The organism is Streptomyces fragilis (genome assembly GCF_003112515.1).
Taxonomy (GTDB): Bacteria; Actinomycetota; Actinomycetes; order Streptomycetales; family Streptomycetaceae; genus Streptomyces; species Streptomyces fragilis.
Map to the genome: position 1 here is coordinate 224,097 of NZ_BEVZ01000004.1, position 12,538 is coordinate 236,634.

Consider the following 12,538-nt stretch of genomic DNA (forward strand, 5'->3'; position numbering starts at 1 on the left):
AAGGGACCTCCTCGTGCGACGTCCGACCGCCGCGACCGCCCTGGCCGCGTCCGTGCTCCTGCTGACGGCGGGCTGCTCCTCCGGTGACGGTGACGGGGGCGGGCCGTCCCCGGTTTCGAGCAGCGCGGCGGCGGCCCCCTCGCCGTCGGCGAGCCCGGGTCCGAGGACGCCGCCGGCCAAGGGGTCGGTGGAGGTGGTGCGGACGGTCGCCACCGGCCTGAAGTCGCCCTGGGGCGTGGCGGCGCTCGGCGACGACGCGCTGCTGGTCGCCTCCCGCGACGAGGGGACGATCACCCGGATCGACACCGGGAGCGGGAAGAAGACCGAGGTCGGCGAGGTGCCGGGGGTGTCCCCCGAGGGCGAAGGCGGGCTGCTCGGGCTGGCGCTGTCCCCCGGCTTCTCCTCGGACCACTATCTCTACGCCTACTTCACCTCGGCGTCCGACAACCGGATCGTGCGGATGCTCTACCGCCCGGACCGCCCGGCGGGGCAGCAGCTGGGTGAGCCGGACACGGTGTTCCGGGGCATCCCCAAGGCCTTCGTGCACAACGGCGGGCGGATCGCCTTCGGGCCGGACGGGCTGCTGTACGTCGGCACCGGGGAGGCGGGCCAGGAGGACCTGTCGCAGGACCGGAAGTCCCTCGGCGGGAAGATCCTCCGGCTGACCCCGGAGGGCGAGCCCGCACCGGGCAACCCGTTCCCGGACTCCCCCGTCTTCTCGTGGGGTCACCGCAACGTGCAGGGTCTGGCCTTCGACGGCCGGCAGCGGCTGTTCGCGGCGGAGTTCGGGCAGGACACCTGGGACGAGGTGAACCACATCGTGCCGGGCGGCAACTACGGCTGGCCCGAGCAGGAGGGCAAGGGCGGCGGCCGGAAGTTCCGGGACCCGCTCGCCCAGTGGAGCACCGAGGACGCCTCCCCCAGCGGCCTGGCCCACGCCGAGGGTTCGCTGTGGCTGGCCGGGCTGCGCGGCGAGCGGTTGTGGCGGGTCCCGCTGGACGGCACCGAGGCGTCGGCGAAGCCGCAGTCCTTCCTGGAGGGGAAGTACGGGCGTCTGCGGACGGTGGTCGCGGCGGGCGGGGACCGGCTGTGGCTGGTCACCTCCAACACCGACACCCGGGGCGAACCGCGCGAGGGCGACGACCGCGTCCTGGAGCTCCGGGTCACCTGACGGCCCGCGGCACGGCGGGCGGGGGCGGCCGCGCGGGACGCGACGGCGCCCCGGGCCGAAAGGGCTCGGGGCGCCGTGCGTCACGGGTCGGTGGAAGGCGTCAGCCCTCGGTGACGCCGAGCTTCTCGAGGATGAGCTCCTTGACGCGGGCCGCGTCGGCCTGGCCCCGCGTGGCCTTCATGACCGCGCCGACCAGCGCGCCGGCCGCCGCCACCTTGCCGCCGCGGATCTTGTCCGCGACGCCCGGGTTGCCGGCGATCGCCTCGTCCACGGCCGCGCCGAGCGCGCCCTCGTCGGAGACGACCTTCAGGCCGCGCTTCTCCACGACCTCGTCCGGCGCGCCCTCGCCGGCCAGCACGCCCTCGATGACCTGACGGGCCAGCTTGTCGTTGAGCTCGCCCTTGGCGACCAGCTCGGACACCCGCGCCACCTGGGCGGGGGTGATCGGCAGCTGCTCGGGCGCGACACCCGACTCGTTGGCGCTGCGGGCCAGTTCGCCCATCCACCACTTGCGGGCGGAGGCCGCGTCGGCGCCGGCGTCGATCGTCTCGACGATCAGGTCCAGCGTGCCGGCGTTGAGGATGGCCTGCATGTCGGTGCCCGACACGCCCCACTCCTCGCGCAGCCGGTTGCGGCGGGCCAGCGGCATCTCCGGCAGCGAGGCGCGGATCTCCTCGACCCACTCGCGGGACGGGGCGACCGGGACCAGGTCCGGCTCCGGGAAGTAGCGGTAGTCCTCCGCCTCCTCCTTCACGCGGCCCGAGGTCGTCGACCCGGTGTCCTCGTGGAAGTGGCGGGTCTCCTGCACGATGGTGCCGCCCGAGGACAGCACCGCCGCGTGCCGCTGGATCTCGAAGCGGGCGGCGCGCTCCACCGAGCGCAGCGAGTTGACGTTCTTGGTCTCGCTGCGGGTGCCGAACTTCTCCCGGCCGTGCGGGCGCAGCGACAGGTTGACGTCGCAGCGCATCTGGCCCTTGTCCATGCGGGCCTCGGACACCCCGAGGGCACGGATGAGCTCGCGCAGCTCGCGCACGTACGCCCGCGCCACCTCGGGAGCGCGCTCACCGGCGCCCTCGATGGGCTTGGTGACGATCTCGATCAGCGGGATGCCGGCGCGGTTGTAGTCCAGCAGCGAGTGCGAGGCGCCGTGGATGCGGCCGGTGGCACCGCCGACGTGCGTCGACTTGCCGGTGTCCTCCTCCATGTGGGCGCGCTCGATCTCGACGCGGAAGGTCTCCCCGTCCTCCAGCTGCACGTCGAGGTAGCCGTCGAAGGCGATCGGCTCGTCGTACTGGGAGGTCTGGAAGTTCTTCGGCATGTCCGGATAGAAGTAGTTCTTCCGGGCGAAGCGGCACCACTCGGCGATCTCGCAGTTCAGCGCGAGACCGATCCTGATCGCGGACTCCACGCCGGTCGCGTTGACGACCGGGAGGGCGCCGGGCATGCCGAGGCAGATCGGACAGGTCTGGGTGTTCGGCTCCGCGCCCAGCGCGGTCGAACAGCCGCAGAACATCTTGGTGTTGGTGCCGAGTTCGACGTGGACCTCGAGGCCCATGACGGGGTCGTAGGACGCCAGCGCGTCCTCGTACGACACCAGGTCGGTCGTGGTGGTCACGGTGTAACTTCCCTCTCAGCCCAGCAGGACGTCGTCGTCGCCCAGCTGCTTCAGGTCGCGCAGCAGCAGGGCGATGCCGGTCACGATGGCGACGCCGGAGACGGCGGCGTCCAGGAGCCGCAGTGTGTCGCTCTCCTGACGGGCCCTGCGGATCTGCTTGACGACCGTCACGGCACCGAAGGCGGTGGTGGCGATGGACAGGTACGTCCCGTTGCGGGACTTCTTGAAGCCCTTGGCCTTCTTCAGCGAGTTCACAGCGACGGAGCCTCCTCGAGGAGCGGGTGCCCCCACTTTTCCACGAAGGCGGCCTCGACGGCCGCTCCGACCTTGTACAGCCTGTCGTCCTGCATCGCCGGGGCGATGATCTGCAGGCCGACCGGGAGGTTGTCCTCCGGGGCGAGGCCGCAGGGCAGCGACATGGCCGCGTTGCCCGCCAGGTTGGTGGGGATGGTGCACAGGTCGGCGAGGTACATCGCCATCGGGTTGTCGGCGCGCTCGCCGATCGGGAAGGCGGTGGTCGGCGTGGTCGGCGAGACGATCACGTCGACCTGCTCGAAGGCCTTCTCGAAGTCGCGCGTGATCAGCGTGCGGACCTTCTGCGCGCTGCCGTAGTAGGCGTCGTAGTAGCCCGAGCTGAGCGCGTAGGTGCCGAGCATGATGCGGCGCTTGACCTCGTCGCCGAAGCCGGCCTCGCGGGTGAGCGAGGTGACCGTCTCCGCGGAGTTGCCGCCGTCGTCGCCGACCCGCAGGCCGTAGCGCAGGCCGTCGAAGCGGGCCAGGTTGGACGAGCACTCGGAGGGCGCGATCAGGTAGTACGCGGAGAGCCCGAGGTCGAACGACGGGCAGTCCAGCTCGACGATCTCGGCGCCGAGCGACTTCAGCAGCTCGACCGACTCCTCGAACCGCTGCACCACGCCGGCCTGGTAGCCCTCGCCGCGGAACTGCTTGACCACGCCGACGCGCATGCCGGCGACCGAGCCGTTGCGGGCGGCCTCGACGACCGGCGGGACCGGGGCGTCGATGGAGGTGGAGTCCATCGGGTCGTGACCGGCGATCGCCTCGTGCAGCAGGGCCGCGTCGAGGACGGTGCGGGCGCAGGGGCCGCCCTGGTCGAGGGAGGACGAGAACGCCACCATGCCGTAGCGGGAGACCGCGCCGTAGGTCGGCTTGACGCCGACCGTGCCGGTGACGGCGGCCGGCTGGCGGATGGAGCCGCCGGTGTCGGTGCCGATGGCCAGCGGGGCCATGTACGCGGCCAGCGCGGCGGAGGAGCCGCCGCCGGAGCCGCCGGGGATCCGGGTCAGGTCCCAGGGGTTGCCGGTCGGGCCGTAGGCGCTGTTCTCGGTGGAGGAGCCCATGGCGAACTCGTCCATGTTGGTCTTGCCGAGGATGACGACGTCGGCCGCCTTCAGGCGCTTGACCAGGGTGGCGTCGTACGGCGGGATCCAGCCCTCGAGGATCTTGGAGCCGACCGTGGTCGGGATGCCCTCGGTGGTGAAGATGTCCTTCAGGGCGAGCGGGACGCCGGCCAGCGGGCCGAGCTTCTCGCCGCGCTCGCGCTTGGCGTCGACCTCGCGGGCCTGCGCGAGCGCGCCCTCGCGGTCGATGTGCAGGAAGGCGTGGACCTTCTCGTCCACGGCCTCGATGCGGGCCAGGTGGGCCTCGGTCACCTCGACGGCCGTGAGCTCGCCGGAGGCGATCTTCTCGGCGGTCTCGGCCGCGGTGAGCTTGATGATGTCGGTCATGACTACTGCTCCTCACCCAGGATCTGCGGCACCTTGAAACGCTGCTGCTCCTGGGCAGGGGCGCCGGAGAGCGCCTGCTCGGGGGTGAGCGAGGGACGGACCTCGTCCGCGCGCATGACGTTGGTCAGCGGGAGCGGGTGGGAGGTCGGGGGCACGTCTTGGTCGGCGACCTCGCTGACGCGGGCGACCGCGCCGATGATGTCGTCGAGCTGGCCTGCGAAGTGGTCGAGCTCTTCGGGCTTCAGCTCCAGACGCGCCAGCCGGGCGAGGTGGGCGACCTCCTCGCGCGTGATGCCAGGCATGCAGCGATCCTCTGGGGTGAGAGTTCTGTGGTGTGGACCCCAATCCTATGGCTCGCGGCCACGTGGGCACGCACCGGTTTCCCCCGGGGAGCCGTTTCCGCTCCGCCGCCCTCAGCCGCGTCCCGGGTCGAGGGCGGCCGGGGAGCGGCGGACGCCCCGGGCCTTGAGCCACGCGGTGGTCTCGTCGGGCGGCATCGCAGCGGAGACGAGCCAGCCCTGGACCGCGTCGCAGCCCAGGTCCCGCAGGCGTTCCCAGGTCTCGTCGTCCTCGACGCCCTCGGCGACGACCAGCAGGTCGAGCGAGTGGGCCAGGTCGATCGTGCAGCGCACGATCTCGGCGTCCTGGGAGTCCACCGCGAGCCTGGCCACGAAGGAACGGTCGATCTTCAGTTCGCTGACCGGGAGCCGGCGCAGGTGGACCAGGGAGGAGTAGCCGGTGCCGAAGTCGTCCAGCGACAGCTTGACGCCGTGGCCGCTGAGCGCCGCCAGGGTGTCCGCGGCCCGCTGCGGGTCCTCCAGCAGCACGTGCTCGGTGATCTCCAGCTGCAGGGAGCCCGTCGGGACGCCGTGCCGGGCCAGCCGCGCGGCCACGGACCCGGCGAATCCGGGGGTGTGGACGTCACGCGGTGAGACGTTGACGGCGACCGGGACCATCAGGCCCTGCGCCCGCCACCGGGCGACCTGGCCGAGGGCCGTCTCCAGCACGTACTCGGTGAGGTGCGGCATCAGTCCGGAGGACTCGGCGATGGCGATGAACTCGTCGGGCGGCACCTTCCCGCGGTCGGGGTGCACCCACCGCACCAGCGCCTCCAGTCCGGCGACCTGCCCGTCGAAGCGCACCTTGGGCTGGTAGTGGAGCTCGACCTCGCGGGCGTCGAGCGCCCTGCGCAGGTCGCCCAGCAGCCCGAGGCGGTCGGGGGTGTTGGAGTCCCGCTTGGACTCGTAGGCCTCCACCCCGGTCCGGTCCCGCTTGGCCTGGTACATGGCGACGTCGGCCCGGCGCAGCAGCCCTTCGGCGTCGGGCGCGTGGTCGGGGAAGAGCGCCACGCCGGCGCTCGCCTCCAGGACCAGGGTGAGGCCGTCCAGGTCGAGCGGGGAGCCCAGCTCGGCGACCAGGACGCGGGCGACCCGGGTGGCCGAGGTGGTGGAATCGGTGAGCGGCAGCAGGACGGCGAACTCGTCGCCGCCGAGCCGGGCGGCCTCGGCCCCGTCGGGCAGGGCGTGGCGCAGCCGGTCGGCCGTCTGCACCAGCAGGCGGTCGCCCGCCAGGTGGCCGAGCGTGTCGTTGACCGAGCGGAAGCGGTCGAGGTCGATGAGGACCAGGGCGGTCCGGGCGTCCATCCGTTCGGCGTCGTCCAGGGCGCTCCAGGTGCGCTCCAGCAGCCACTGACGGTTGGGCAGGCCGGTCAGCGGGTCGCGCAGCTGTTCCTCGGCGCGGGCCCGGGCCATCCACAGGGTGCGGTCCAGGGCGATCAGCGGGATGGCGAAGAGCGGCAGCAGCATCGGCTGCACGGAGGCCACCACGCACATCAGCGGGGCGATGCCGAACAGGGCGGCGGCGAGCAGCCCCTGCCGGGTGACGTCGGTGCGGGTGAGGACGGGGAGGCTGTCGCCGCAGGGGGCCCGGAGGTGCCAGAGCAGGACGCGGGTCACGGCCAGGTAGGCGACGGCCACCGCGGCGACCGCGGGCGCGACGGATCCGCTCCAGTACTGCGCCTGCCAGGGGGCCTCGACGGAGGGGAACTCGCCGAACAGGGCAAGCACCATGGCCCCCACGGCGATGCCGAGGATGTCGACGGCGCCGTACAGCAGGTTCTGGAGTCTGCTGCGTCTGCGGGCCATGCCGGAGAAGACGACCACGGTGAGGCTGACCAGGCCGGCCGGCACCCAGCCGTAGAGCAGCAGGACGGCGAGGGTGAGGGCGGCGCCGGCTCCGGTGCCGCCCCACCAGCGGGTCCGGCCGAGCAGCACCAGGTGACCGACGATCACGCCGGTGAGCAGGGCCAGCGACCAGCCGACCGCGCCGGGCGGGAAGAGGGCGTGCGGGCCGGAGAAGGCGCGGTAGAACCCGGCCCCGAGCACGAAGCCCGCGGCGGCGACGACCACCACGGGCAGGACGGGCCAGGCGGACAACTGCCGGTCGCCGTCCTCGCCGACGTCCCGGCGCACGGTGGACGCGGGGCGGACGAGGGGGACGGCCGCGAGGGTGGCGGGCCCGGCGCCCGTCCGCTGCCCGCCGAAGGGCGCGGGCGCGGGGACCGGGCGGGCCGCAGGGGGCGCGCCGGGCGGGTCGGGACGGCCCGCGGGGGTGGGGGCGAGCCGGGAGAACGACCGCCGCAGGGCGCCCGTCACGCGTGCGCGCAGCCCAGGGCCCGACGCGGCGTTCTCGGTCGGTTCCATACCCCGTCCCTCTCCCGGCCGGCGGCGCCACGCCGCACGGCCGGTGCGCGGCCTCGCGGCCGCGCGTGTCCGAACCCTCTGCTCCGCGGCGGTTCCCGCAGCGGTGGGCGTGCCCCGACGCCGGGGGGCGGTCGGTGCACCACCCCAACAGTAGGCGGCGGACGGCCTCCTGGGCACCGGTCACCCGCGGTTGCCCGCTTGCACCCGACCCGCCCGGAAGGCCCGTTCCACACCGGTTCGCACGGCCCGGCGCGCCCGGCCTCCGGCCGGCACGGCCTCGGCACACACGCTCTCCGGCCCGCACGGCCGCCGGTGCGCACCGCCGTCGGCCGCCGACCCGCACGGTCGCCGGCCGGCACGGTCGCCGGCCCCGCACGACTCTGTGCGAGGGCGGCGCCCCGGTGCCGCACCCGGGCCGCTACCCGGCGTCCTCGGCAGCCCCCTCGGCCGCCGCGGCCCCTTCGGCTCCCGCGGCCCCCTCGGCGGGGAGGGCCGCCTCTCGGGCGGCGTCCGGGCCCCGCTCCAGCAGCACCCCGAACCCGTCCTCGTCGAGCACCGGCACCTTCAGCTGCATCGCCTTGTCGTACTTGGACCCGGGGTTGTCGCCGACCACCACGAAGGAGGTCTTCTTCGACACCGAGCCGGTCACCTTGGCGCCCCGGCTCACCAGGGCCTCCTTGGCCCCGTCCCGGGTGTACCCGGCGAGCGTCCCGGTGACCACGACGGTCAGGCCTTCCAGCGGGCGCGGACCCTCGTCCTCACCGGTGGCCTCGTCCTCCGTGCGGACGCCGGCCGCGCGCCACTTGCGGAGGATCTCCTGGTGCCAGTCCTCGGCGAACCACTCCTTGAGCGAGGCGGCGATGATCGGCCCGACGCCCTCGGTGGCGGCCAGCTCGGCCTCCGTGGCCGCCTCGATGCGCTCCAGCGAGCGGAACTCGCGGGCCAGCGCCTCCGCGGCGACCGGGCCGACGTGACGGATGGAGAGGCTGGTGAGGACGCGGGCCAGCGGCCGCTCCTTGGCGGCGGCGATGTTCTCCAGCATGGCGAGGGCGTTCTTGCGCGGCTCGCCCTGCTGGTTCGCGAAGACCGTGGCGATCTTGTCCTCGCCGGTCTTCGGGTCCCGCTTGGGCAGGCCGCTGTCCTTGTCCAGGACGTACGCCTTGATGGGCAGCAACTGCTCGACCGTGAGGTCGAAGAGGTCGCCCTCGTCGCGCAGCGGCGGCTCGGAGGGCTCCAGCGGCTGGGTGAGCGCGGCGGCGGCGACGTAGCCGAAGTGCTCGATGTCGAGCGCCTTGCGGCCGCCCAGGTAGAACAGGCGCTCCCGCAACTGGGCCGGGCAGCTGCGGGCGTTGGGGCACCGCAGGTCGATGTCCCCCTCCTTCATGGGCCGCAGCGGCGTGCCGCACTCGGGGCATTCGGCGGGCATCACGAACTCCCGCTCGCTGCCGTCCCTGAGGTCGGCGACCGGGCCGAGGATCTCCGGGATGACGTCGCCGGCCTTGCGCAGCACCACCGTGTCGCCGATGAGGACGCCCTTGGCCTTGACGACCTCCTGGTTGTGCAGGGTGGCGAACTCGACCTCGGAGCCGGCCACGGTGACCGGTTCGACCTGCGCGTACGGCGTCACGCGGCCGGTGCGGCCGACGCCGACGCGGATGTTGACCAGCTTGGTGTTGACCTCCTCGGGCGCGTACTTCCAGGCGATCGCCCAGCGCGGCGCGCGCGAGGTGGAGCCGAGGCGGCCCTGCAGCGGGATCTCGTCGAGCTTGACGACCACACCGTCGATCTCGTGCTCCACGGAGTGGCGGTTCTCGCCGAAATAGGCGATGAACGCGCGCACGCCCTCGAGGTCGCCCACCACCTTGTTGTGCCGGGCCGTGGGCAGGCCCCAGGAGCGCAGCAGGTCGTAGGCCTCGGAGAGCCGGGACATCCCCGAGCCGCGGTAGCCCTCCAGGGCGCCGATGCCGTGCACCACCATGTGCAGCGGGCGGGTGGCGGTGATCTTGGGGTCCTTCTGGCGCAGCGAACCGGCCGCCGCGTTGCGCGGGTTGGCGAACGGCTTGTCGCCGGCCGCGACCAGGCGGGCGTTGAGCTCCGCGAACGCCTCCATCGGGAAGTAGACCTCGCCGCGGATCTCCACCAGGTCGGGCAGGTCGTCGCCGTGCAGCCGGTGGGGGATCTCGGCGATGGTGCGCACGTTGGGCGTGATGTCCTCGCCCGTGCGGCCGTCGCCGCGGGTGGCGGCGCGGGTGAGGCGGCCGTGCTCGTAGGTGAGGTTGACGGCGAGGCCGTCGACCTTGAGCTCGCAGAGGAAGTGGTGGGCGGAGGCGCCGATCTCCTTGGCCACGCGGTCGGCCCACGCGGCGAGTTCCTCGGGGTCGAAGGCGTTGTCCAGGGAGAGCATCCGCTCGCGGTGCCGGACCGCGGTGAACTCCGTCTCGTACGCCCCGGCGACCTTCTGGGTCGGCGAGTCGGGCGTGCGCAGCTCGGGGTACTCCTCCTCCAGCGCCTCGAGCGAGCGGAGCAGCTTGTCGAACTCCGCGTCGCTGACGACGGGCGCGTCCTTCACGTAGTAACGGAAGCGGTGCTCCTCGATCTGCTCGGCGAGCTGCGCGTGCCGGTCCCGGGCCTCGCTGGGCACCGCACTCTCCGGCGTGGCGCCCGCCACGCCGTCCGCCGTGTTCGCCTGCTGGTCGCCGGCCACTGTCGGTCCTCCCGTCACTCTGGGTTGTCCGCGAGCGATGTCGCCGCCCGGACACAATGCGCGAGCGCCTTGCGCGCGTACCCGGGGGTGGCCCCCGCGAGTCCGCACGCAGGCGTGATCGTGACCGCTTCCGGGAGCAGTCCCGGACGCAGCCCCAGCCTGCGCCAGAGCGTCCTGACACCCATGACGCTACCCGCAGGGTCCGACAACGGGGCGTCGGTTCCCGGCACGACTCCGGCGAACAGCCGCATGCCGTCCTCCACGGCCTCGCCGATCGTGTCGTCGTCACGCTCGGTGAGGAGGGAGAAGTCGAAGGACACCGCGGCGACGCCGGAGCGGCGCAGCAGGGCGAAGGGGACGTCGGGGGCGCAGGAGTGGACGACGACGGGCCCGTCGTGGACGCCGATCACCTCGCGCAGGGCGGCCTCCACCACCTGCCGGTCGACGGCGCGGTGGGTGCGGTAGCCGCTGGCGGTGCGCACCTGGCCGCGGAGCACGGCGGTGAGGGAGGGCTCGTCGAGCTGCAGCACGATCTCGGCGCCGGGCACGCGGCGGCGCAGTGCGGCGAGGTGGTCGCGCAGGCCCTCGGCGAGGGAGCCGGTCAGGTCCCGGGAGGCGCCCGGGTCGGAGAGGACGGCCTCGCCGTTCCTGAGCTCCAGCGCGGCGGCGAGCGTCCACGGCCCGACGGCCTGGACCTTCAACTGGCCCTGGTAGCCCTGGGTGTGCTCCTCGAGGGCATCGAGGTCCTGCCGCAGCCAGGCGTGGGCGCGGCGGGTGTCGCGGCCGGGGCGGTCACCGAGCCGCCAGCCGCTGGGCTCGACGCGGGCGTACATCTCGACCAGCAGGCCCGCGGTCCGGCCGATCATGTCGGCGCCCGGGCCGCGGGCGGGCAGTTCGGGGAGGAACGCGAACGTCTCGAAGGACCCGACGGCGGTCTTCGCGGCCTCCTGCGCGTCCTCGCCGGGGAGGGAGCCGACCCCGGTGGCGGCCCCGAAGGTGTACCTGCGCTTTTCGCTCACGTCGGAAGGGTACGGAAACGTGCGGGGCGGCGGTGCCAGGGGGCCACCGCGTCACCGGGCCCGCACGGCGGACGGAGCCGCGTCACTGCGGGCAATCGTTGCGCTGGGCGGCCCGGCCGCCCGCAGGGGTGAGGCGCGGCCCGCGCAGGCGGCGGAGGCACGGCACCGCCCGCGCAGGGGACCGGTCGGCAGGAGTTGCCGGACGGTGGGGTCAGCGGCCCGGGCGGACGGTGAGGTCGTTGACCTCGGCGTCGCGGGGCAGGTCGAGGGCCATGAGGATGGTGGTGGCCACCGACTCCGGGTCGATCCAGCGGGCCTCGTCGTACTCCTTGCCCTCCTGCTGGTGGACCTTGGCCTGCATGGGCGTGGCCGTCCGGCCGGGGTAGACGGAGGTGACCCGCACCCCGTTGCCGTGCTCCTCCTGGCGCAGCGAGTCGGCGAGCGCCTTCAGGCCGTGCTTGGAGGCGGCGTACGCGGACCAGTGCGCGTGGGCTGCGAGCCCGGCGCCGGAGTTGACGAAGACGACGTGCCCCTTGGCGACCCGCAGCTGCGGAAGGAAGTGCCGGGTCAGCTCGGCGGGGGCGATCAGGTTGACGTTCAGCTGGTGCCGCCACGCCTTGGGCGTGAGGTCGCCGACCGGCCCGAGGTCGACGACGCCGGCGATGTGCAGCAGCGAGTCGATCCGCTCGGGCAGGGTCTGGTGGGAGAAGGCCCAGGACAGCTTGTCCGGGTCGTTCAGGTCGCCGACCAGGGTGCGCGCCCCGGGGAAGCGGGTCGTGAGCTCCTTGGCCCGGCCGGCGTCGCGGGCATGCAGCACGAGCTCGTCGCCGCGCTCCAGGAGCCGGCGGGCGACGGCGGCGCCGATGCCGGAGCCGGCGCCGGTGATCACATGAGTTGCCATGTGCCCCATGCTCGCATCCGGCCTCCGTCAGAGGTGCCCGAGGCTCTCCTCCAGGTAGGCCATCGCGCCCAGCGGCTCCTCGGCGAAGAAGAGCATCTCGGTGAGCGGCCGGAACAGGAAGCCCTCGGCCTCCATCCGCAGGAACTGCTGGTGCAGCCCGTCGTAGAAGCCCGCGGTGTTGAGCAGCACGATCGGCATCTCGGTGTGCCCGTGCTTCTTCAGCTCCATGATCTCGGTGGCCTCGTCCAGCGTGCCGGTGCCGCCGACCATGATCACCACGGCGTCCGCGCGCTCCAGCATCAGCCGCTTGCGCTCGGCCAGGTCCTTGGCGACGACCATGGTGTCCAGGCCCGGTCGCGCCTTGGCCGCCAGGAAGTCGACGGAGACGCCGTACAGACCGCCGCCGGCCTCCTCCACGCCGTCCGCGACCACCTTCATCAGGCCGGAGTCGGAACCGCCCCACACCAGGGTGTGGCCGCCCCGTCCGATGAGCTCGGCGAACTCCCGGGCGGGCCGGGTGTACTTCTCGTCGAGGTCGGCGGCGGAGAGGAAGACGCAGATGTTCATGCCGTTCACCGTACTCGTTCGCCCCGGGACCACCCCCGGGCCCACCGCCGGGGACGCCAGCCGCGGCCCGCGGGGGCCGCTGGGGGGCCGCCCGTCGCGGTCACCGCGGGCCGG

At 73.4% G+C, this 12,538-nt stretch carries 10 protein-coding genes; 1 reads left to right on the forward strand and 9 read right to left on the reverse strand.

Annotation, left to right across the window (positions count from 1 at the left end):
- Positions 1-13 precede the first annotated feature (13 nt).
- On the forward strand, positions 14-1,171 hold the full coding sequence (locus Sfr03f_RS14220; protein WP_108954267.1) for a PQQ-dependent sugar dehydrogenase: 1,158 nt from the start codon (positions 14-16) through the stop codon (positions 1,169-1,171).
- A 100-nt stretch (positions 1,172-1,271) separates the two neighbouring features.
- Here Sfr03f_RS14220 and gatB read toward each other — a convergent pair whose 3' ends face one another.
- The 9 genes from gatB to Sfr03f_RS14265 all read right to left on the reverse strand — a co-directional run bounded on the left by gatB (position 1,272) and on the right by Sfr03f_RS14265 (position 12,424).
- On the reverse strand, positions 1,272-2,786 hold the full coding sequence (gene gatB, locus Sfr03f_RS14225; RefSeq protein ID WP_108954268.1) for an Asp-tRNA(Asn)/Glu-tRNA(Gln) amidotransferase subunit GatB: 1,515 nt from the start codon (positions 2,784-2,786) through the stop codon (positions 1,272-1,274).
- 15 nt (positions 2,787-2,801) lie between these two features.
- Complete coding sequence (locus tag Sfr03f_RS14230) at positions 2,802-3,041, reverse strand: hypothetical protein (protein ID WP_108954269.1); 240 nt, start codon at positions 3,039-3,041, stop codon at positions 2,802-2,804.
- Positions 3,038-4,531 carry an Asp-tRNA(Asn)/Glu-tRNA(Gln) amidotransferase subunit GatA gene (gatA, locus tag Sfr03f_RS14235; RefSeq protein WP_108954270.1) on the reverse strand — a complete coding sequence of 498 codons (1,494 nt, stop codon included), beginning with the start codon at positions 4,529-4,531 and terminating at the stop codon, positions 3,038-3,040. The genes Sfr03f_RS14230 and gatA overlap by 4 nt, the downstream gene beginning before the upstream one ends.
- 2 nt (positions 4,532-4,533) lie before the next feature.
- Positions 4,534-4,833 (reverse strand): Asp-tRNA(Asn)/Glu-tRNA(Gln) amidotransferase subunit GatC, encoded by a 300-nt coding sequence (gatC, locus tag Sfr03f_RS14240; RefSeq protein ID WP_108954271.1) that lies wholly within the window; start codon positions 4,831-4,833, stop codon positions 4,534-4,536.
- 111 nt (positions 4,834-4,944) lie between these two features.
- Positions 4,945-7,233: a putative bifunctional diguanylate cyclase/phosphodiesterase gene (locus tag Sfr03f_RS14245; RefSeq protein WP_108954272.1), complete on the reverse strand. Its 2,289-nt coding sequence runs from the start codon at positions 7,231-7,233 to the stop codon at positions 4,945-4,947.
- 418 nt (positions 7,234-7,651) lie between these two features.
- Entirely contained in the window at positions 7,652-9,937 is a 2,286-nt protein-coding gene (gene ligA / locus Sfr03f_RS14250; protein ID WP_174721587.1) for an NAD-dependent DNA ligase LigA, read from the reverse strand.
- Positions 9,938-9,951: 14 nt separating this feature from the next.
- Positions 9,952-10,956 (reverse strand): methionine synthase, encoded by a 1,005-nt coding sequence (locus Sfr03f_RS14255; RefSeq protein WP_108954273.1) that lies wholly within the window; start codon positions 10,954-10,956, stop codon positions 9,952-9,954.
- 211 nt (positions 10,957-11,167) lie between these two features.
- Positions 11,168-11,857: an SDR family oxidoreductase gene (locus Sfr03f_RS14260; RefSeq protein ID WP_108954973.1), complete on the reverse strand. Its 690-nt coding sequence runs from the start codon at positions 11,855-11,857 to the stop codon at positions 11,168-11,170.
- A 27-nt stretch (positions 11,858-11,884) separates the two neighbouring features.
- Positions 11,885-12,424 carry an LOG family protein gene (locus tag Sfr03f_RS14265; RefSeq protein WP_108954974.1) on the reverse strand — a complete coding sequence of 180 codons (540 nt, stop codon included), beginning with the start codon at positions 12,422-12,424 and terminating at the stop codon, positions 11,885-11,887.
- Positions 12,425-12,538 lie beyond the last annotated feature (114 nt).

What these genes read in the sequence shown, in the direction of transcription:
- Sfr03f_RS14260 (WP_108954973.1), bottom strand. Translation starts at nt 11,857, where the DNA reads ATGGCAACTCATGTGATCACCGGCGCCGGCTCCGGCATCGGCGCCGCC.
- gatC (WP_108954271.1), bottom strand. Translation starts at nt 4,833, where the DNA reads ATGCCTGGCATCACGCGCGAGGAGGTCGCCCACCTCGCCCGGCTGGCG.
- Sfr03f_RS14245 (WP_108954272.1), bottom strand. Translation starts at nt 7,233, where the DNA reads ATGGAACCGACCGAGAACGCCGCGTCGGGCCCTGGGCTGCGCGCACGC.
- gatA (WP_108954270.1), bottom strand. Translation starts at nt 4,531, where the DNA reads ATGACCGACATCATCAAGCTCACCGCGGCCGAGACCGCCGAGAAGATC.
- Sfr03f_RS14265 (WP_108954974.1), bottom strand. Translation starts at nt 12,424, where the DNA reads ATGAACATCTGCGTCTTCCTCTCCGCCGCCGACCTCGACGAGAAGTAC.